The organism is Eggerthella sinensis, assembly GCF_003339815.1.
Lineage (GTDB): Bacteria > Actinomycetota > Coriobacteriia > Coriobacteriales > Eggerthellaceae > Eggerthella > Eggerthella sinensis.
This window is the reverse complement of sequence record NZ_PPTT01000032.1, coordinates 1-19,077: the sequence shown is the minus strand read 5'-3', so window position 1 is coordinate 19,077 and position 19,077 is coordinate 1. Positions and strand designations below refer to the sequence as shown.

Sequence of the window (19,077 nt, the reverse complement as noted above, 5' to 3'; positions counted from 1 at the left end):
GCGCCGCCGACAGGGCGCGCGGCCCCGCTCTCCACAATATGACGACAAGGATCACGAAGACGGAAAGGCCCGCGTTCCGCCGACTGCGGCGGGCTCGGACATGAAAAAAAGAGCCTGCGGAAGTCCGCAGGCTCTTTCGAATTCATGGTGGGCGATACAAGATTTGAACTTGTGACCCCTACCGTGTCAAGGTAGTGCTCTCCCCCTGAGCTAATCGCCCGATTTGCTCAGCGGCTCGGATAGGTTTCCGTGCCAGCGAGCAGTTAGTTTACCAGATACCTTCGATCTGTCAAAGCACTTTTTCAAAAAAGTCTGCACGAAATCCGATCGGGGCGAAAAAGTCCGCGCGATTGCGAACGCCTGCGCTGGGGCCGGTTTCGCGCAAAGCGACGACGCGCTGCCGGTCTCCAACCGAGAAGGTAAAATTTTCCAAAATGAGGGGTTGCGCCCGGGGAGCAGTTCTATTATCATATTTCCTCGCCGATGCGGACGTGGCTCAGCTGGTAGAGCACGACCTTGCCAAGGTCGGGGTCGCGGGTTCGAACCCCGTCGTCCGCTCCATCGTCACTTATAGGCCGGTCATTATCACTAAGGTTTGACCGGCCTTTTCATGACGGTATCGACGAGATGGCGACGTGGCCAAGTGGTAAGGCAGAGGCCTGCAAAGCCTTCACCCCCGGTTCGAATCCGGGCGTCGCCTCCATCACTGCCCTTGCGGGTTGGATGGTTTGAGAACTGAAGAGCGTTACCCATGCGGACGTGGCTCAGCTGGTAGAGCACGACCTTGCCAAGGTCGGGGTCGCGGGTTCGAACCCCGTCGTCCGCTCCATGATTGCACAAGCCCGCCGGTTCGTCCGGCGGGCTTTTTTCATGCCCTGCAACCGTCAGAGCACGTCCAGGATATCGGCGAGCGTGGACACGCGCTCGTAGGGGCAGGCGGCTTCGGCGTCGTGACGGTCGATGATGATCGGGCGGATGCCCGCCGCCGCGGCCCCGTCGCCGTCGGCATCGGGGCGGTCGCCCACGTGCACGGCCGCAGCCGGGTCCACGCGCGCCTGCTCGCACGCCAGCTCGAAGATGACCGGGTTGGGCTTGCGGTAGCCCACCACGGCCGAGGACGTCACGAAGTCGAAGTACGGCAGCAGCCTGAGATCGCGCAGCAGCCCCTCTAAGCCCGCATCCCAGTTCGATACCACCCCGAGCAGGTATCCGGCCTCCTTGAGCGCCCTCAGGCAGGCTGCGACGTCCGGGTACAGCTCCCAATGGTTCGCGCGGCGGTAGCATGCGTGCGCGGCCTGCGCCACGCCTTCCGCATCGTGCCCGATGCCCGCGAGGTGGCACACGTAGCGGTACTGGTCGAGCCAGATGGCCGTCGAGCCCTCGTGGGAGCACCAGAAGTCGCCGTCGCGCAGGTACTCGGCCTCGTAGTAGGCGTCCATGGCCGGCATGTGCGGCTCCATGTCGCGCACGGTCACGTCGTGCCCTCGCTCGGCGGCCACGCGCGCAAGCGTCTCGGCCACCGAGGGGCACGGGAAGAGCAGCGTGCTTCCCACGTCGAAGAACACGGCTTCGGTCATCTACGGCTCCTAATCCTCGTGTCCGTCGTTCGGCTCGATATGGACGAGCACCTCGATCACGTTCGGGAAGCGCTGCTCGATTGCCGCCTCCACGCGCTCGGACAGCTCGTGCGCCTCCCCCACCGTCATCTCGGGCGCCACGAGCACGTGCAAATCGGCGTATACCTCGCCCTCGGTGCCGCGCGTGCGGATGTGGTGGGCATCCTGCACGCCGGGCACCGACACGGCCACGGCGTGCAGGTCCTCCTCGGGGATGCGCGCGCGATCGGACAGGGTGGCCAGCGCGTGCTTGAACACGTCGTAGGCGGTGGCCAGGATGGCCACAGTCACCACGAGCGCCATGACGGGGTCGGCCACGGGAAATCCGAGCGCCACGGCCGCAAGGCCGATGATGACGCCGATGGACACGAGCGCGTCGGACAGCGTATGGTTCGCGTCGGCCGCGAGCACCTCGCTCTTGAGGCGCTTCGCGCAGCGGCGCTCGTAGGTGGTGACGCCCAGGTTGACGGCGAGCGTTCCCACCATGACGACGAACGAGATGGGCGTGACCTCCGCCGTGTACACGCCCGACATGAGCTTGCCCACCGCGCTCGAGCCCACTTCGAAGGCTGCCAGCAACAGCAGCACGCCGATGAGGAGGCTCGCGTACGTCTCGAACTTCGCATGGCCGTACGGGTGCCCCTCGTCGGCCGGGCGCGACGCGATGGCGATGCCCACGAGCCCCACCACGTTGCCGGCCGAATCGAACACCGAATGGATGCCGTCGGCCTGCATGGACGCCGAACCGCTCATCGCGCCGTAGACGTACTTCGCCGCAGCCACGGCCAAGTTCAAGAACAGGACGATCCACAGCACGCGCCTGATGGAGCGCATGCGCTCCGACACCGCGTTCTTCGTTGCAAGCGCTTTCGCCATGGCCCGCTTCCTTTCGCCGACGGCCGCCCCGCGCATGCGGGGTCGCATATACGAAAAGAGAGCCCGAAGGCTCTCTTGATCTCACTGGTGTCGGAGGCGGGATTTGAACCCGCACACCCTTAGACGGGCACTAGCACCTCAAGCTAGCGTGTCTGCCGTTCCACCACTCCGACGTGTTGCTCGAAACGCAACGCAGGTTATTCTACCCGAACCTTCCCACGTTGTGAAGGGGAAATTTTAGCTAATTTGCAATCGTTCCGTGCGGGTAGATGATCATGAGCACGATGAGCGACAGCATGAAGATGATCGCGAACGCGATGGTGATGCGATCGAGGTTCTTCTCGACGATGCTCGTGCCGGTTTGCGTGGAGTACACCGAGCTCGCGATCATGTCGGAGATGCCGGTGCCCTTGCCGGAATGCAGCAGGATGAACACGATGAGGCCCAGGCCCGAAACGACGAGCAGGACAAGCATGATGATAAGGAGCGGGTTCAAGATTCGTCTCTCTTCTTTCGTTCAATACATAACGGTACGCAAGTCGCTAAGTATAGCGAAAGGCGCCCGCGAGGGCAAGCGGCGTGCACACAAAGAACGATCATGCGCCGCCCGCTTCCAGCTCGCGCTTCAGCACCCGCAGCCCGTGCGCGATGCGGCTCGCGCCGTCCCACGTGGACAGCGACACGCGCAGAAACCCGCCCGGCGCCTCGCTCGACACGCGGAACCGGTCGCCGTGGTACACGCGCACCCCCGCCGCCCGCAGCCGCTCCTCGATCTGGGCCGAGGTGCCGGGCAGATCGATGGGCATCCAACGGAACAGCGGGTACGGGAACGACGAGGGCGCAGCGTCGGGGAAGATGCGGTCGAATAGCTCGTTCGTCTCGATCATGAGCTGGCGCTTGCGGGCGACGATGTCGGCCGCTCCCCCGCTGAGGATCAGCTCCGACACCACCTCGGCGTCGAGCGACGACGTTTTGACGTTCACGTTGAACACCGCGTGGGCGATGCGGTCGCGGTAGCGCTCCGAGCAGGCCAGAAACGCGATGCGCAGGCTGTTCGCCAGCGTCTTCGTGGTTTCCGCCACATGGACGGTGTGCTCGGGCAACAGGTCGATGAAGCGCGGCGCCACGGGACGGCCCAGCTCCGCGTCGAGGCCTTCCACCGTGCCTCCCAAGTCGTCCTCGATCACCACGAGGTCGCGCGCCTCCACCACGCGGGCGAGCTGCGCGCGCCGCGCGGCCGTCGTGTACACGGTGGTGGGGTTCGCGCAGGTGGGCATCAGGTAGACGCCGCGCACGCTCACCGAGCGGCACACCGCGTCGAGGGCGTCGGCGCGCATACCCTCCGCGTCGCCCGCGATGGGCACGAGCTCGATGCCCAACAGCTTCGCCAGCTCGATGAAGTTCGGGAACGTGTAGGCGTCCACCGCGATGCGGTCGCCCGCCCGGAACAGGGCGCACAGCGTGATGACGAGCGCGTTCTGCACGCCCGACGTCACGATGACGCAGGCGGGCTCGCTGCGCACGCCCTTCCAGGAGAGCCAGCGCCGCCCCGCCTCGATGTGGTGCGGATAGCCGCAGGGGTTCGAGTAGTCCATGAGCTTGGACAGGTAGCCGCGCTCGGCCACCGTGCGCACGGCCTCGGCCACCATGCCGTCGCATTGGTTGAAGCCCGTCACCATGCCCAGCTCGACGCAGGCCTCGTCGAACCCGTCGGCCGTGAGCGTCAGGTCATGGTTGGCATGGGGTGCCACGAACGTGCCCTTGCCCGTCACGCCGTAGACGAGCCCCCGCTCGCGGGCGAGCGCGTAGGCGCGCGTGATGGTGGACGGGTTCAAGTCGAGGAAGTCGGCCAGCTCGCGTTGCGGCGGCAGGCTCGCGCCCACGGGCAGCGCGCCCGAGCGGATGGACTCCTCCAGCAGGTCGACGAGGCTGGCGTAGTACGGCTTGCCCAAGCTGGCGCGGTCGGGCTTCCAGCTCATGGGGTAGTCGTCGAACGAGTTGAACGGCATTGCGGGCTCCTGGTCGGACGGCGGACGGCAGGCGACGGCAAGCGCCGCGAATTGCATTACATGCAATTTTGTCATTGCCTGGTTTTCGCGTTCAGCATACCATAGCGGGGAACCGCCTCGACAAGGAGCATCATGGAAGAATCCTCGCAGGCCCTCGGCGCCGACGTCGCGCCCGCCTCCCCTGCCGCCCCCTCGCGCCGCGCCCGCGCGCTCGGCGCACTGCCCTTCGCCTTCAAGCAGACGCTGCCGCTCATGGCAGGGTTCGCCTTCTGCGGCCTGAGCTACGGCGTGTACACCGCCTCCCTCGGCCTGCCGCCGTGGGCCGCGCCGCTCATGGCCGTGTCCATCTTCGCGGGATCGGCCGAGTTCGTCGTGGCCGACATGCTCACCGCGACGTTCGCCCCGCTCGCGGTGTTCCTCGTCGTGTTCATGATCAACGCGCGCCATATGTTCTACGGCATCAGCATGCTGGAGAAGTACCGCGGCGCGGGGCGCAAGACCGCGTTTCTGCGCTACGGCCTCATCGACGAGACGTTCGCCCTCTGCCAGCCGCTCGAGGTGCCGCGCGACGTGGACCGCTTCTGGACCTACGCGTGGATCACGGGCCTCAACCTGGCGTACTGGGCCGGATTCGCCGCCGTGGGATCGTACGTGGCCGCCGAGCTGCCCGTGGACCTCTCGGGCATCGATTTCATCATGAAGGCGCTGTTCATCGTCATCTTCCTGGATTGCTGGATGAACGAGGCCGACCACCGCGCATCGCTCATCGGCTTCGGCGCGGCCTTGCTGAGCCTCGTGGCGTTCGGCGCCGACGGGTTCCTCGTGCCGGCGCTTTTGGCCATCGTGGCGCTGTTGCTGCTGTTCCGCCGCCAGCTGGAACGCCCCGGGACGGAGGCGGGCGCATGAGCACGGTCGAACTGCTTGCCATGATAGCCGCCGGGGCCGTGGCCACCCAGCTCACGCGCTGGCTGCCCTTCCTCGCGTTCCCCACGCCCGAGAAGACGCCGAAGACCGTCACGTACCTGGGCACGGTGCTGCCGGCCTGTATGTGGGGGCTGCTCATCGTGTACTGCTTCCGCACGTCCGCGCCGCTTGCGGGCTACCACATGGCGCCCGAGCTCATCGCCGCGGGCGTGGTGGTGGGGCTGCACGTGTGGAAGCGGAACATGTCGCTGTCCATGATAGGCGGCACCATCGTCTACATGCTGCTCATCCGCACGGTGTTCCCCTAAACGCACCCCGAAACGAGCGAAGCGCCGCAGCCTGAGGCCGCGGCGCTTCTCGTGCGTTCGTCGGTTGCGGAAGCTCAGGCCAGCAGGCTTCTGCCCGTCATGGCCGCGGGCGCGTCGAGGCCCACGAGCTCGAGCAGCGTGGGCGCGATGTCGCAGAGCGCCCCTTGGCGATCGTCGAGCGTGCGCCCCGTGCCCGCGTAGTCCACGAGCGCGAACGGCACGAGAGCCGTCGTGTGGGCCGTGAACGGCGAGCCGTCCTCGGCGAGCATCTTGTCGGCGTTGCCGTGGTCGGCCGTGATGAGCGCCACGCCGCCCTTGCGCTCGAGGGCGCCCAGCACCTGCGACACGCCGGCGTCCACCGCTTCCACGGCGGCCACGGCGGCCGGGATGACGCCCGTGTGGCCCACCATGTCGGGGTTCGCGAAGTTCACGATGTACACGTCGGCCTCATCGGCGTCGATGGCGGCCGCGAGCGTGGCGGCCACGTCGGGCTCGCTCATCTCGGGCTGCAGGTCGTAGGTGGCCACCTTGGGGCTGGGGATGAGCGCGCGCTCCTCGCCCGCCTTCGGCTCCTCGCGCCCGCCGTTGAGGAAGAACGTCACGTGGGCGTACTTCTCGGTTTCGGCGATGTGGTACTGGCGCAGGCCCGCCGCGGCCAGCACGTCGGCGAGCACCTCGTCGGGGAATTCCTTGGCGAAGGCCACCGGAGCCGGGATCTCGGGGTCGTACTCGGTCAGGCACACGAAGCTCACCTGCGGGTACGCTCCGCGCTCGAAGCCTTCGAACGTTGGGTCCACGAGCGCGCGCGTGATTTCGCGGGCGCGGTCCGGGCGGAAGTTGAAGAACACCACCGCATCGCCCTCGCGCATGCCGCGGCTCGAGAGCGCCGTGGGCACGACGAACTCGTCGGTGACGCCGTCGGCATAGGACGCGGCCATGACCTCGGCCGACGTTGCATCCGTGCACGGCTCGGCCGCCACGACGGCGCGGTACGCCCGCTCGACGCGCTCCCAGCGGTTGTCGCGGTCCATGGCGTAGTAGCGCCCCGAGATGCTGCCGATCTCGGCCGTGCAGGCCCCATCGGTCAGCTCGGCGGCCACGGCCTCGAGCTCCTCGAGGTAGCCCGCGCCGCTCTTCGGCGGCACGTCGCGGCCGTCCATGAAGCAGTGCACCACGATGCGTCCCACGCCCGCCGCTTTCGCGGCGCGCATGAGCGCGTAGAGGTGCTCGTTGGACGAATGCACGCCGCCGTCGGACACGAGGCCCATGAGGTGAAGCGCCGCGTCCGGACGGGCCGCCGCGGAGAACGCGTCGTTCAGCACGGGATTCGCCGCGAGCGAGCCGTCGGCGCATGCGCGGTTGATGCGCGTGAGCTCCTGGTACACCACGCGGCCTGCGCCGATGTTGAGGTGCCCCACCTCGGAGTTGCCCATCTGCCCGTCGGGCAGGCCCACGGCCTCGCCCGACGCTTCGAGCTTCGTCCACGGACGGGTTGCGAACACGTCGTCGAGGCAGGGCGTGCTCGCCTGCGAGATGGCGTTGCCGGGGCCCGGCTCGGCCAGCCCGAAGCCGTCCATGATGACGAGGCAGGCGGGCAGCGTGAGGTGGGAGTGCGCGTCGGCCATTACAGGCAGGCCTTGACGAGCTGGATGAACGAGTCGGCCTTGAGACTGGCGCCGCCGATGAGGCCGCCGTCGATGTTCGGCTGCGCCATGAGGCCCTCCACGTTGGCCGGGTTCATGGAACCGCCGTACAGCACGCGCATCTCCTCGGCCACGGCGGGGCCGAACAGCTCGGAGAGCGTGGCGCGGATGGCGGCGCACACGGCTTCGGCCTGCTCGGGCGTGGCGGTGCGGCCGGTGCCGATGGCCCAGATGGGCTCGTAGGCCACGACGCAGCGCTGCGCGTCCATGGCGTCGACGCCGGCGAAGGCGGCGCGCACCTGCGCGGTGACGTACTCCTCGGTGGTGCCGTCGTCGCGCACGCCCAGCGACTCGCCCACGCACACGATGGCGTAGAGGCCGGCTTCGACGAGGGCCTTCACCTTGCGGTTGACGTCCTCGTTCGTCTCGCCGAACAGCTCGCGGCGCTCGGAGTGCCCCACGATGCTGCCCGCGCAGCCGATCTCCTTGATCATGGGCACCGAGATCTCGCCGGTGTAGGCGCCGGAGGGCTCCCAGAACACGTTCTGCGCGTTCACGGCGACCTTCGTCTTGTCGAAGTCGAGCACGGTCTTGGCCGGCTTGAGGTCGACGTACGGCGGGCAGATGACCACGTCGACGTCCTCGGGCCACTCGCGGTCGAAGTTGTTCGAGATCTCCTGCGTGAGCACCACGGCCTCGGCGATGGTGTTGTTCATCTTCCAGTTGCCCGCCATCATAGGTTTACGAGCCATAGGGGTTTCCTTTCGTTGTGTGAGCTTCCTTGGCGCGGGGTGCCGCGCCCTTCCTTGGCGCGGGGTGCCGCCTGGGACCTGAGCGTCGCTCGCCGCGCCGATCGCACGCCGCGTCCGTTTCGAATCGGCGCGGCGTACGGTTGCCGACCCGCACGCACCCTCCCGCGCCATGGGGGCGTGGCGGGAGGGCGCGAGGGTTACCGCAGCGCTTCTACTCCGGGGAGGGCTTCTCCTTGCACGAGCTCCATGGAGGCGCCGCCGCCGGTGGAGATGAACGTCATCCGGTCGGCCAGGTCGAACTTGTTGACGGCCGCCACGCTGTCGCCGCCGCCGATGATGGTGTCCGCGTCGACATTGGCGGCCACGGCGTCGGCCACGGCCTTCGTGCCGGCCTCGAACGCCGCCATCTCGAACACGCCCATGGGGCCGTTCCAGAACACGGTCTTGGCCTCGGCCACGGCGTCGGCGTAGAGCTTCGCCGTCTCGGGCCCGATATCGAGGCCCATCATATCACCGGGAATGTCATCGACCGAAACCGTAGCGGTTTCGGCATCTTCCGCGAACCGGTCGGCGCACACCACATCCACCGGCAGCAGAAGCTGCACGCCGCGCTCCTCGGCCTTCGCGATCATCGCGCCCGCGCGCTCCACCCAGTCCTCTTCCTTGAGCGACGCGCCCACGGCTTTGCCCTGCGCCAGCAGGAACGTGAAGCACATGCCTCCGCCGATGATGAGCGTGTCGCACTTGTCCATGAGCGCGTCGATGACCTTGATCTTGTCCGACACCTTCGAGCCGCCCAGGATGGCGGTGAAGGGGCGGCGCGGCTCCTCGAGCATGCCCGAGAGCGTGGACACCTCGCGCTGCATGAGGTAGCCCGCGTAGGCCGGCAGCAGCGCCGCGACGCCCGCCGTGGAGGCATGGGCGCGGTGCGCGGTGCCGAACGCGTCGTTCACGTACAGCTCGCCGAGCGCGGCCAGCTCCTCGCAGAACGCCGGGTCGTTCTTCTTCTCGCGCTTGTCGAAGCGCAGGTTCTCCACCACGAGCACGTCGCCGTCGCGCAGCGACGCGGCCTTCGCCTGCGCGTCGGGACCCACCGTGTCGGTGGCGAACACGACGGGCTTGCCCAGCAGCTCGGACAGGCGCTGCGCGGCGGGGCGCAGGGTGAACGCGTCCTCGAAGCCCTCGCCGGCCGGGCGGCCGAGGTGGCTCATGAGGATGACGCGACCGCCGTCGGCTGCGAGCTTCTCGATGGTGGGCAGCGCGGCGCGGATGCGCGTGTCGTCGGTGACCGCGCCGTCCTTCACGGGCACGTTGAAATCGACGCGCACGAGCACGCGCTTGCCGGCGGCGTCCAGCTCGTCGATGGTTTTGATGTCGGCCATGGGGCCCTCCTATCCAAACGCGAAGCGAGCCTGCCGAATCGACAGGCTCGCTTGCAAGAAATACGGTTACAGCAGGATCTTCACGAGGTCCTTCACGCGGTTCGAGTAGCCCCACTCGTTGTCGTACCAGGAGATGCACTTCACGAAGTTGCCCTCGCCGCCCATGACCATGGTAAGCCCGCTGTCGAAGATGGAGGAATGCGGGTTGTCCACAATGTCGATGGAGACGATCGGGTCCTCGGTGTACTCGAGGATGCCCTCGAGCGGGCCTTCGGCGGCGGCCTTCATCGCAGCGTTGATCTCGTCGACGGTGGCGTCCTTCTCAAGCTCCACCGTGAGGTCGACCATCGAGCCGTCCGGCGTGGGAACGCGGGTGGCGAAGCCGTCCAGCTTGCCCTTGAGCTCCGGCAGCACGAGCGACACCGCGCGGGCGGCGCCCGTGGTGGTCGGGATCATGGACATGGCGGCAGCGCGGGCGCGGCGCAGATCCTTGTGCGGAAGGTCGAGGATCTTCTGGTCGTTCGTGTAGGAGTGGATCGTGTTCATGTAGCCGCGCTTGATGCCGAAGTTGTCCAGCAGCACCTTTGCGAAGGGGGCCAGGCAGTTCGTCGTGCAGGAAGCGTTGGAGATGATGTGATGCTCGTCCTTGTTGTACTGGTCGTCGTTCACGCCCATGACGATGGTGATGTCCTCGTTCTTGGCCGGCGCGGAGATGACGACCTTCTTGGCGCCCGCGTCGAGGTGCGCCTTGGCCTTCGTGCCGTCGGTGAAGAAGCCGGTGGACTCGACGACGACGTCGACGCCCAGCTCGCCCCAGGGCAGGTTGGCCGGTTCGCGCTCGGAGAGCACCTTGACCGCATGGCCGTCGGCCACGAAGCCGTCCTCGGTGACCTCGACCGTGTCGAAGGCGCGCCCGTGGATGGAATCGTACTTGAGCAGGTGGGCCATCGTCGGAATGTCGCCGAGGTCGTTCACTGCCACAACCTCGATCTCGGGATCGTTCACCATCGCGCGGAACGCCAGGCGGCCGATGCGACCGAATCCGTTAATGCCTACTTTGATTGCCATGCGTATCCCCTTTCAGATACTCGCATTAAGATTGCAGGAACGCCTCGATCATAGCGGTAGCCGCCGGGATGGGGCAAGTCTTATCTGAGCACCCGATAAAAAAAGCAACCGAGCAGCCCATTCGCAGATATTTCTCACCGCTCGCCGAGGGGTTTCGCGCCCGATGCGCGCCGCAGAGCAGCACGCACGTCCCTCGCCCTCGGTCAGTTCGCGCGATCCGTCCGTGTTGCGCGCCCGACGGCTACGGTAAGGTGCCCGTAGACGCCCGTCCGACCGAAGGAGCAGCATGGAAGCAGTACCGCAGGAAACCGTGGAGAAGCTGATGGGCAACGTGCCGGCGCAAAAGGAGCTCGAGAGCATCCGCATCCTCGCCTCGGCGCCGGGCAGCGTGCGCTACGAGATCGACGTGCCGGACAACGTGCTGAACTACCACGGCTGCATCCACGGCGGCTTCGTGTCCACCATGCTGGAAATCGCCGCCGGCATGGCGACGTACGCCTACGGCGAGAGCAACGTGGCCATCACCTGCGCGACGAACTTCATCCGCGCCGTGGGCCCGCAGCGCCTCACCGTGAGCGCCGACACCGCGCACAAGGGCCGCAGCACGTCGGTGGCGCACTGCACCATCGTCGACGAGCGCGGCAAGCTCGTGGCCGAGTCCACGTTCACGATGTTCTTCCTGGGGCCGCTCGAAGGCTAGCGCATCCGCTGCGCGTCAGCCCTGCGCTTCCTTCGCCATCTGCTCGATACGGCGCACGCGATGGTACACGGCCGACTTCGACAGCGGCGGGTTCGCGCGCTCCCCGAGCTCCTTGAGCGTGGCGTCGGGATAGGTCACGCGCAGCTTGATGAAGTCCTGCAGCGCGGGCGGCAGGTTCTCCATGCCGTGCGCCTCGAGCACCACGCGGATGGCGAACAGCTGGTCGACCGACGCGTTCGCCGCCTTCGCCTGGTTCGCCACCTCGGCGTTCGTCATGCGGTTCACGTCGTTGCGCACGCTCTTGATGACGCGCGCGTTCTCCATGGCGAGCGCGCTTTGGTGCGCGCCGGCGAACGCGAGGAACTCGAGGATGGCGCTGCCGCTTTTGAGGTACACCATGTAGGAGCTGCGGCGCTGCATGACGCGCGCGTGGATGTCCTTGCGCTCGAGCAGGTCGACGAGGCCCTCGGCCAAGTCCTCGTTCTCCACGGTGATCTCGAAGTGGAAGTCGCCGCGCGGGTCGGACACGAAGCCGCTGCCCAGAAACGCGCCGCGCAGGTAGGCCGCCGTGCAGCACTGCTTCTCCACGAGGTCGGGCTTGAGCCCCATCTCGAGGCCGCCTTCGGCCGAGAGCACGCCCATGTCCACGAGCGCCGGCGCGAGACGCGGCTGCGAGGGCACCTCGATGAGGTAGTTCGGCGTCTTGTGCAGCACGCTGCGGCGCACCGTGAGGTTCGTCTCGAGGTGGTACAGCTCGTGCAGCAGCTTGATGATGAGGCGCGCCACGCTGGGCACGTCGGTTGCGATCTCGATGCGGTACTTGCCCTGACCGCTGAAGAACAGCGTGCCCTCGATGCGCACGAGCGCCGCGAGCGTGGCCTTCTCGCAGTGCGAGCACACGGGAGGGACGCGGGCAAGCTCGTCCTTTACCTCCGCCGTGAACGACATAGCTTCAACACCCCCGCAAACGCATCGCGCAAAGCGGCCGGATCGTGCCAGGTGGGATGGAGCGGGTCCACGAGGTTGCGCGCGATCACCACGGGCCCCTGCGCCTGGATGGCCTTGACGTCCTGGTAGCACACGCGCACGGGACGGATGCGGCCGCCCAGCACGAGGTCGTCGAGGTCGGCGGTGGACGCGTGCTCGGACTCGGCGCCCGTCACGGCGCTGAACAGGCCCGTCGCAGGGCTGTCGGGACGAAGCGTGACCGGCGTGTGCACGAGCATGTAGTCGATGAGCCCGCGCATGCCGTGGTCCATGAGCGCCTCGACGTGCTCGCGGGCGGTGAGGCCCCAGGTCTCGCCCTGCATGTCGGCGAGCGAGCACACGAACAGCGTGGAGCCCTTCGATGCGCGGATGGCCTCGATCACGCCGGGCACGAGCAGGTTCGGCACGATGGAGGTGAACAGCGAGCCGGGGCCGAGCACGATGAGGTCGGCGGCGCGGATGGCGTCGAGCGCGGGAAGGTAGGGCACCACCTGGTGCGCCGAGCGCAGCCCCACCGTTTCGAGCGCGGTGCGCGAATGGCACGCCACGGCCTGCCCCTCGAGGGAGCGGCCGTCGCGCGTGCGCGCGACGAGCGTCACGCGGTCGAGCGTGGAGGGGTACACGTGCCCCCGCGCGTCGAGCAGGCGCTCGCAGATGGAGATGGCCTCGGGAAACGAGCCGGCCGCGTCCTCGAGCGCGGACAGCATGAGGTTGCCCAGCGTATGGTTGCGCGCGAACGAGAAGCGGTACTTGAACGCCTTGGTCAGCGGGTCGTTGGCGTTCGCGGCCATGGCGGCGATGCACTTGCGCACGTCGCCGGGCGGCGTGACGTCGGCCTCTTCGCGCAGGATGCCGGTGGAGCCGCCGTCGTCGGCCATAGCCACGACGGCGCTCGTCTCGAGCCCCATGGACAGAAGCGTGCGGATGGACACGGGCGCGCCCGTGCCGCCGCCGATGACGACGACGCGCAGGCGCTCGTCGCGCGCCACCACCGGCTCGCTCGCGGTGAGCGCGGCGAACGCGGCCGTGGCCGACGGGTCGTGCGAGAAGGGATGGGTGGCCATGGGTCCTCCCCTAACGGCCGGCGGCGGCGCGCGCGTCCGCAGACCCGTCCGCCCCTTCGGCGAGCGAGAGGTCGCGGTGCGCGATGCTCACGCGATAGCCCTTCGCCTTGAGGTAGTCGGCGGTGGACTCGGCCAACGCCACGCTGCGGTGCTGGCCGCCCGTGCATCCCACGGCGATGGCCAGCTGCTGCTTGCCCTCGGCCACGTAGCCGGGCATGACGCAGTCGAGCAGCCCGCGCCACTTCTCCTGGAACTCCTCGGTTTCGGGGCGGTACAGCACGAAGTCGCTCACCGGCTTGTCGAGGCCGGTGAGGGCGCGCAGCTGCGGCTCGTAGTAGGGGTTCGGCAGGAAGCGCACGTCCATGACGAGGTCCGCGTCGAGGGGCGCGCCGTGCTTGAAGCCGAACGAGTACACGGTGACGGACAGCCCCGTGCGCTCCTCGCCCGGCGCGAACAGCGAGCGGATGGTGGCGCGCAGCTGCGGCGGCAGCATGGAGGTGGTGTCGATGACGTGATGGGCGTTCTCGCGCACCTCGAACAGCAGGTCGCGCTCGCGGTCGATGCCCTGCGCGATGGACGCGCCGTCGGCGCACAGCGGATGGCGGCGGCGGCTCGACTTGTAGCGCGCGATGAGCTTCTCGTCGGCGGCGTCCAGGAACAGGATGCGGTAGTCGATGCCCAGCTGCCCGAGCTTCTTGAGCTCTCCGGTGAGGCTCGTGAAGAAGTCGCGGTTGCGCGCGTCGCACACCACGGCGAGGCGGCGCTTCTCGTCGGGCTGCCCCGGCATGCCGGTGAGCTCAAGCAGGTTGCCGATCAAGCTCGACGGCAGGTTGTCCACGCAGAAGTACCCGAGGTCCTCGAACGAGTGCATGGCCTCGGTGCGGCCCGCGCCGCTCATGCCGGTGACGATGACCAGCTCGGGCATGTGCTGCAAGTCGGCAGTTGCCTCCACCGTTCGCTCTTCTTCGCTCATGGCGTTCATCCTTCCGTATCCGTACGCGCGTCGCGGCCCTGCACGGCCGCTTCCACCGCGGCGTCCACCACCGCGGACGTCGCCGCCGCCGGGCCCTCGCCCGCAGGCGGGCACAGGGCCTCGTCGGCCGTATCGGCCTCGCCGCCCACGACGCGCTCGTCTTTTCGCTCCCTATTATACTGCTGCAACACGCGGTAAAGCTCCTCGGCCACCTCGTCGGGCACGACGCGCGCCTCTTTGATGTCCTCGAGCGTGGCGGCCTTGAGGTTCCTGAACGACTTGAACGCCTTGAGCAGCGCCTTCTTGCGCACCGGCCCCATGCCCGTCACGTCGTCGAGGATGGAGGCCGTCATGCCCTTGCCGCGCAGCTCGCGGTGGAACGTGATGGCGAACCGGTGCGCCTCGTCGCGCACCTGCTTCACGAGGTAGAGCGAGGCCGAGCCGCTGGGCAGCACGATGGGACCCGTGTCCTGCCAGGGCACGAACAGTTCCTCGTCGCGCTTGGCGAGGCCGCACATGGCGATGTCGTCGATGCCCATCTGGTCGAACATCTCGAGCGCCGCGGACAGCTGCGGCTTGCCGCCGTCGAGGATGATGAGGTCGGGCTTGCTGCCGAAGCGCTCGTCGGCCATGCGCTGGGGCGCGTAGCGGCGGCTCATCACCTCCTGCATGGACAGGAAGTCGTTCGCCTCGTCGAGCGGCGTTTTGATCTTGAAGCGACGGTACTGGTTCTTGTCGGGCTTGCCGTTCGTGAACACCACCATCGAGGCCACCGTGTAGGAGCCGTGGATGGTGGAGATGTCGAAGCACTCGATGCGCATGGGCGGCTCGTCGAGGGCGAGCGCGCTTTCCAGCTGCAGCAGCGCGTTGTTGATGCGCTTGTCGTCGTAGTTCGTGCGCACCTTGTAGCGCATGAGCGTGTGCTTCGCGTTCGTCTCGGCCATGCCCACGAGCTCAGCCTTCTCGCCCTTGAGCGGCGCGGTGATGCGCACCTTCGCGCCGTGCGGGCTGGCCAGCTTGCTCGTGAGCCACTCCTCCATGGCGGCCCGGTCCTCGGGCTCGTCGCGCAGGATCACCTCGTGCGGGATGGACGTGGTGGCGTCGTAGTAGCGCAGCAGGAACATGTGCAGGAGGTCGTCGTCGGGCACGTCCTTGCCGCGGTCGAGCACGAACTCGTTGGAGTTGATGATGCGGCCCTCGCGCACCATGAACACGTGCACGCCCGCCACCGTCTCTTCGCGGAACAGGCCCACGACGTCGGCGTCGAGGTTGCGCGTGGACACGGCGTGCTGGCGGTCGGTGAGGCTGTTGATGGTATCGATGCGCGCCTTCATGCGCGCGGCGCGCTCGAAGTCGAGCTCGGAGGCGGCCTCCTGCATCTCGGCCTGCAGCTCGTCGATGAACTCGCGGTGCTGGCCCGACAGGAAGCGCTCGATGCGTTTGACGTTCGTCTTGTATTCTTCGGGCGTGATGGCGCCGCAGCACGCGCCGGGGCCGAGGCCCACGTGCGCGTCGAAGCACGGGCGCGCGTCGCGCGCGAGCAACGCGAGCGGGTCCTTCTCGAGGCGGCGCTTGAGCCCGCGCCAGTCGGCGCACGACGTGGCGCACAGCGGCACCACGCGGCGCGCGATGTCCACCATGTCGCGGGCGGCGCGGCTGTCGGTGTAGGGGCCGAAGTACTTGGTGTCGGGGCGGTGCTTCTCGCGCGTGTACTTGATGGCGGGGAACACGTCGCCCTTCGTGAGCGCGATGAAGGGATAGGACTTGTCGTCCTTGAAGTCGGCGTTGAAGAACGGCGCATGCTGGTTGATGAGGTTCTTCTCGAGCACGAGCGACTCGTGCTCGTTCTCCACCACGATGTAGTCGAAGCTGTCGATCTGGTCGACGAGCAGGGGAATCTTCGCGCGCTCGTCCTGGTAGTTCACGTACTGGCGCATGCGGGCGCGCAGCTGCTTCGCCTTGCCGACGTAGATGACCTGGCCGGACTTGTCCTTCCACAGGTACACGCCCGGCAGCGTGGGCACGCTGTTGAGCTCCTGCTTGATGCGATCGAGCTTGGCGCGCTGGCCCGAGGCGGCCATCGCGACCTCGGCGTCGTGCTCGCGCGCGGCGCGTTCGAGCGTCGGGCGATGGCGGCCCTCGCGCTCGAGCAGGTCCTCGTCGCGCGACGTGCCGGCTTCGAGGCAGGCGTCGCCCGTCAGGCGCTCGACGCCGCCCGCATCGGCGGGGGCGGCGTCGTCGTCGAATGCGTCGTCGAATGCGTCGGGGCCGTAGGTGGTGTTGTTGAGATCGTCCATGCCGTCAGTATAGCAAACCGCACAGGCGTTCCCCTTGCCGCCCCCGCGCTCCACGCGGTTTGCAAAAGCGCAGACGGAAAGCCAGCGCACGCGGGCATCCGCGAATCGCGAACACATGTTTCACGTGAAACATGTGCGTTGGGGCCTGTGCGGACCTAGGCCTCGGTCAGGGTGGCTTTGAAGGAGATGGTTCGAGGGGTGTCCAGGGTGTCGAAGCGCACTTCGTAGGCGCGCTTCTCGGTGTCGACGGCTTCCACGCGCCCCGTGCCGAACACCGCATGCGCCACCCGGTCGCCCACGGCGAAGCGCGCGTCGCGCACGAGGTCGGCGATCCAGCGGTCGACGAGGGCGTAGGCCGAGCGCGCATCGTCCAGCCGACCGTCGTCGGGCTTGTTGGAGAACTCGAGCGCCGCCGGGTCGATGTCGAGCAGGAAGCGCGAGGGGTAGCGCGGCGCGCCCTCGTGACCGCGGCCCTCGGCCTCGGTGAGGTACAGCCCGTCGCGGGCGCGCGTCATGGCCACGAACGCGAGGCGGCGCTCCTCCTCCATGCCCTGCAGCGTGCTCGTCTTGCGGGACGGCAGCACGCCTTCGGAGAGCGAGCAGAGGAACACGTGCCGGAATTCGAGGCCCTTCGCGGCGTGGATGGTCATGAGACGCACCTTGTCCTGCGTGTCGTCCATCGCGTCGGCGTTCGAGAACAGGGCCACGTGGGCCAGGTAGTGCTCGAGGGTCACCTCTTCCCCGCACGTCGTTTCGAACTCGTAGACGGACTGCTTGAGCTCGGCCAGGTTGTCGAGCCGCTCCTGACTGCCCTCGGTGCGCAGCGCGCGCTCGTAGCTGCTTTCCGAGAGCACGGCGGCAAGCACTTCCGACACCGGCCGCCCCTCGTACGACGAGCGGAAGCGCTCGACCAGATCGAGCAGCTGGCGCGCTTTCGTGCGCTTGAACAGGTCGTCGTCCACCGTGAGCGCGAGGGCCTCGTACAGGCTGCACCCCCGCTCGTCGGCCTGCTCCCGCAGAAACGCCATGCGGCGCTGCCCCAGGTTGCGCTTCGGCGCGTTCGCAACGCGCGCGAAGTCGAGGTCGTCGCGGAAGGCGATGAGCCGCAGGTACGCCAGCGCGTCCTTGATCTCGCGGCGGGCGAAGAACGGCACGCCGCTGTACACCGCGTGCGGCACCTCCGCGCGCAGCAGCGCCTCCTCCACCGGCCGCGATGCGTAGTGGGCGCGGTAGAGCACGGCCATGTCGCGAAACGCCACGCCCTCGCCGTGCAGCGCGAGCACGCCCTGGGCGATCCACGACGCCTCGTCGGCTGCGCTCTTCGCGTGATGCCACACCGTGGGCCCCTGGACGGTGCGGACGGGCTCGAGCCGTTTGGGCATGCGCTCGCGGTTCTTCTCGATGAGCGAGTTCGCCACGGCGATGACGCGCGGCACCGAGCGGTAGTTTTCCAGCATCATGACCGTGCGCGTTCCGGGGAAGCGCCGGTCGAAGTCGAGCAGGTAGCGCACGTCGGCGCCGCGCCACGTGTAGATGGTCTGGTCGGGGTCGCCCACCACGAAGAGGTTCTTGTGGTAGCCGGACAGCACCTCCATGAGCTCGTGCTGCAAACCGTCGATATCCTGGAACTCGTCCACCATGAGGTACTCGAGCCGCTTCTGCCACTTCAGCCGGATGTCGGGGTGCTGCTCGAACAGGTGCAGCGTGAACACGATGAGGTCGTTGTAATCCAGGCCGAAGCACTTCTTCTCCTGGTAGAGGTAGCCGTTGAAGATGATGTCGCGCGCTTCTACGGCCTCAAGGTAGGCCCGGTGCAGGTCCTCGAGCGGCATAGCCAGCATGCCGCGGTAGTAGTCGGGACGCTCCTTCAGCTTCATGATCTCGATCATATCGCGGGCCTTCGCGAAGGTCATGTCGCGCAGCGTGAGGCCGCGCTCCTCGTAGATGATCTGGAGCATGGCGTCGATATCGGCGTTGTCGAGCACGAGGAAGCTCTTCGGGTACTGCAGCGCGTGACCGTCCTCCTGCAGCACCGAGACGCAGAAGCCGTGGAAGGTGTTGATGTAGCCGGTGTCGTTGTCGCCCGTCAGCCGCCGGATGCGCCGGCGCATCTCGCCGGCCGCCTTGTTCGTGAACGTGGCGCACAGGATGTTGCCCGGCATGATGCCCAGCTCGTTCACGAGGTAGGCGAACCGCTCGGTGAGCGCCCGCGTCTTGCCGGTGCCCGCGCCGGCTATCACGCGCACGTAGCCCTCCGTCGTTTCGACGGCCTCGCGCTGCGCCGCGTTTAGGCGCGGCGCAGCGTCCCCGGGAAGGCCGGGCTGATTTTCCGCAGGTGTATCGATTATCTGTTCCATGAGGACAGTATAGCAGAAACCGCACAGATGTTCCCGAACAAATGTTTCACGTGAAACATTCCACGCGGGTTTTGCGCGGAGGGCCTGCGGAAGACTTGCGGGGTTTTGCGCGGGGGGCTTG

General features: G+C 67.4%; 16 protein-coding genes and 5 tRNA genes. 6 read left to right on the top strand and 15 right to left on the bottom strand.

Annotated features, from left to right (window positions below; all coding sequences use genetic code 11):
• Positions 1 to 145: 145 nt before the first annotated feature.
• Positions 146 to 220 (bottom strand) — tRNA-Val (locus tag C1876_RS14705).
• A 265-nt stretch (positions 221 to 485) separates the two neighbouring features.
• On the opposite strand from C1876_RS14705, the gene C1876_RS14700 reads away from it, so the two are divergent.
• The 3 genes from C1876_RS14700 (at position 486) to C1876_RS14690 (ending at position 829) form a co-directional block, all read left to right on the top strand.
• Positions 486 to 561, top strand: a tRNA-Gly gene (locus tag C1876_RS14700).
• Positions 562 to 629: 68 nt separating this feature from the next.
• Positions 630 to 703, top strand: a tRNA-Cys gene (locus C1876_RS14695).
• Between the two features lie 50 nt (positions 704 to 753).
• A tRNA-Gly gene (locus C1876_RS14690) sits at positions 754 to 829 on the top strand.
• 55 nt (positions 830 to 884) lie between these two features.
• On the opposite strand, the gene C1876_RS14685 is transcribed toward C1876_RS14690, so the two are convergent.
• The 5 genes from C1876_RS14685 to C1876_RS14665 form a co-directional block, all read right to left on the bottom strand.
• Positions 885 to 1,577: an HAD family hydrolase gene (locus C1876_RS14685; RefSeq protein ID WP_114547476.1), complete on the bottom strand. Its 693-nt coding sequence runs from the start codon at positions 1,575 to 1,577 to the stop codon at positions 885 to 887.
• A gap of 9 nt (positions 1,578 to 1,586) precedes the next feature.
• A complete protein-coding gene (locus C1876_RS14680; protein WP_114547475.1) occupies positions 1,587 to 2,492 on the bottom strand; it encodes a cation diffusion facilitator family transporter in 906 nt (301 codons plus the stop codon).
• Positions 2,493 to 2,577: 85 nt separating this feature from the next.
• Positions 2,578 to 2,665 (bottom strand) — tRNA-Leu (locus C1876_RS14675).
• A 68-nt stretch (positions 2,666 to 2,733) separates the two neighbouring features.
• Positions 2,734 to 2,988 (bottom strand): preprotein translocase subunit SecG, encoded by a 255-nt coding sequence (gene secG / locus C1876_RS14670; protein WP_114547474.1) that lies wholly within the window; start codon positions 2,986 to 2,988, stop codon positions 2,734 to 2,736.
• Between the two features lie 100 nt (positions 2,989 to 3,088).
• Entirely contained in the window at positions 3,089 to 4,501 is a 1,413-nt protein-coding gene (locus tag C1876_RS14665) for an aminotransferase-like domain-containing protein (RefSeq protein ID WP_158544706.1), read from the bottom strand.
• Positions 4,502 to 4,633: 132 nt separating this feature from the next.
• Between C1876_RS14665 and C1876_RS14660 the strand changes: the two genes are divergently transcribed.
• Both C1876_RS14660 and C1876_RS14655 read left to right on the top strand, forming a co-directional pair.
• Complete coding sequence (locus tag C1876_RS14660; RefSeq protein ID WP_114547472.1) at positions 4,634 to 5,407, top strand: AzlC family ABC transporter permease; 774 nt, start codon at positions 4,634 to 4,636, stop codon at positions 5,405 to 5,407.
• Positions 5,404 to 5,733 carry a branched-chain amino acid transporter permease gene (locus C1876_RS14655; RefSeq protein ID WP_114547471.1) on the top strand — a complete coding sequence of 110 codons (330 nt, stop codon included), beginning with the start codon at positions 5,404 to 5,406 and terminating at the stop codon, positions 5,731 to 5,733. The genes C1876_RS14660 and C1876_RS14655 overlap by 4 nt, the downstream gene beginning before the upstream one ends.
• A gap of 74 nt (positions 5,734 to 5,807) precedes the next feature.
• Here C1876_RS14655 and gpmI read toward each other — a convergent pair whose 3' ends face one another.
• From gpmI to gap, 4 genes are all read right to left on the bottom strand, one after another.
• Entirely contained in the window at positions 5,808 to 7,358 is a 1,551-nt protein-coding gene (gpmI, locus tag C1876_RS14650; protein ID WP_114547470.1) for a 2,3-bisphosphoglycerate-independent phosphoglycerate mutase, read from the bottom strand.
• Positions 7,358 to 8,128, bottom strand: coding sequence for a triose-phosphate isomerase (tpiA, locus tag C1876_RS14645; protein WP_114547469.1), 771 nt, complete (start codon positions 8,126 to 8,128; stop codon positions 7,358 to 7,360). Before tpiA ends, gpmI begins: the two co-directional genes overlap by 1 nt.
• Positions 8,129 to 8,325: 197 nt before the next feature.
• Entirely contained in the window at positions 8,326 to 9,510 is a 1,185-nt protein-coding gene (locus C1876_RS14640; protein WP_114547468.1) for a phosphoglycerate kinase, read from the bottom strand.
• Positions 9,511 to 9,576: 66 nt separating this feature from the next.
• Positions 9,577 to 10,578 carry a type I glyceraldehyde-3-phosphate dehydrogenase gene (gene gap / locus C1876_RS14635; RefSeq protein ID WP_114547467.1) on the bottom strand — a complete coding sequence of 334 codons (1,002 nt, stop codon included), beginning with the start codon at positions 10,576 to 10,578 and terminating at the stop codon, positions 9,577 to 9,579.
• A gap of 286 nt (positions 10,579 to 10,864) precedes the next feature.
• Here gap and C1876_RS14630 point away from each other — a divergent pair, with 286 nt between their 5' ends.
• On the top strand, positions 10,865 to 11,278 hold the full coding sequence (locus C1876_RS14630; RefSeq protein WP_114547466.1) for a PaaI family thioesterase: 414 nt from the start codon (positions 10,865 to 10,867) through the stop codon (positions 11,276 to 11,278).
• A 15-nt stretch (positions 11,279 to 11,293) separates the two neighbouring features.
• Here C1876_RS14630 and whiA read toward each other — a convergent pair whose 3' ends face one another.
• From whiA to C1876_RS14605, 5 genes are all read right to left on the bottom strand, one after another.
• Entirely contained in the window at positions 11,294 to 12,226 is a 933-nt protein-coding gene (whiA, locus tag C1876_RS14625; protein WP_114547465.1) for a DNA-binding protein WhiA, read from the bottom strand.
• Positions 12,205 to 13,329, bottom strand: coding sequence for a gluconeogenesis factor YvcK family protein (locus C1876_RS14620; protein ID WP_114547464.1), 1,125 nt, complete (start codon positions 13,327 to 13,329; stop codon positions 12,205 to 12,207). Before C1876_RS14620 ends, whiA begins: the two co-directional genes overlap by 22 nt.
• A gap of 10 nt (positions 13,330 to 13,339) precedes the next feature.
• Positions 13,340 to 14,302, bottom strand: a complete 963-nt coding sequence (gene rapZ / locus C1876_RS14615) for an RNase adapter RapZ (RefSeq protein WP_114547463.1) — start codon at positions 14,300 to 14,302, stop codon at positions 13,340 to 13,342.
• Between the two features lie 5 nt (positions 14,303 to 14,307).
• Entirely contained in the window at positions 14,308 to 16,383 is a 2,076-nt protein-coding gene (gene uvrC / locus C1876_RS14610) for an excinuclease ABC subunit UvrC (RefSeq protein WP_244910168.1), read from the bottom strand.
• A gap of 371 nt (positions 16,384 to 16,754) precedes the next feature.
• Positions 16,755 to 18,956, bottom strand: coding sequence for an ATP-dependent helicase (locus tag C1876_RS14605; RefSeq protein WP_114547462.1), 2,202 nt, complete (start codon positions 18,954 to 18,956; stop codon positions 16,755 to 16,757).
• Between the last annotated feature and the right edge of the window lie 121 nt (positions 18,957 to 19,077).

What these genes read in the sequence shown, in the direction of transcription:
- gpmI (WP_114547470.1), bottom strand. Translation starts at nt 7,358, where the DNA reads ATGGCCGACGCGCACTCCCACCTCACGCTGCCCGCCTGCCTCGTCATC.
- C1876_RS14685 (WP_114547476.1), bottom strand. Translation starts at nt 1,577, where the DNA reads ATGACCGAAGCCGTGTTCTTCGACGTGGGAAGCACGCTGCTCTTCCCG.
- C1876_RS14605 (WP_114547462.1), bottom strand. Translation starts at nt 18,956, where the DNA reads ATGGAACAGATAATCGATACACCTGCGGAAAATCAGCCCGGCCTTCCC.
- tpiA (WP_114547469.1), bottom strand. Translation starts at nt 8,128, where the DNA reads ATGGCTCGTAAACCTATGATGGCGGGCAACTGGAAGATGAACAACACC.
- gap (WP_114547467.1), bottom strand. Translation starts at nt 10,578, where the DNA reads ATGGCAATCAAAGTAGGCATTAACGGATTCGGTCGCATCGGCCGCCTG.
- rapZ (WP_114547463.1), bottom strand. Translation starts at nt 14,302, where the DNA reads ATGAGCGAAGAAGAGCGAACGGTGGAGGCAACTGCCGACTTGCAGCAC.
- C1876_RS14665 (WP_158544706.1), bottom strand. Translation starts at nt 4,501, where the DNA reads ATGCCGTTCAACTCGTTCGACGACTACCCCATGAGCTGGAAGCCCGAC.
- C1876_RS14620 (WP_114547464.1), bottom strand. Translation starts at nt 13,329, where the DNA reads ATGGCCACCCATCCCTTCTCGCACGACCCGTCGGCCACGGCCGCGTTC.
- uvrC (WP_244910168.1), bottom strand. Translation starts at nt 16,383, where the DNA reads ATGGCCGCCTCGGGCCAGCGCGCCAAGCTCGATCGCATCAAGCAGGAG.
- C1876_RS14660 (WP_114547472.1), top strand. Translation starts at nt 4,634, where the DNA reads ATGGAAGAATCCTCGCAGGCCCTCGGCGCCGACGTCGCGCCCGCCTCC.
- C1876_RS14655 (WP_114547471.1), top strand. Translation starts at nt 5,404, where the DNA reads ATGAGCACGGTCGAACTGCTTGCCATGATAGCCGCCGGGGCCGTGGCC.
- whiA (WP_114547465.1), bottom strand. Translation starts at nt 12,226, where the DNA reads ATGTCGTTCACGGCGGAGGTAAAGGACGAGCTTGCCCGCGTCCCTCCC.
- C1876_RS14680 (WP_114547475.1), bottom strand. Translation starts at nt 2,492, where the DNA reads ATGGCGAAAGCGCTTGCAACGAAGAACGCGGTGTCGGAGCGCATGCGC.
- C1876_RS14640 (WP_114547468.1), bottom strand. Translation starts at nt 9,510, where the DNA reads ATGGCCGACATCAAAACCATCGACGAGCTGGACGCCGCCGGCAAGCGC.
- C1876_RS14630 (WP_114547466.1), top strand. Translation starts at nt 10,865, where the DNA reads ATGGAAGCAGTACCGCAGGAAACCGTGGAGAAGCTGATGGGCAACGTG.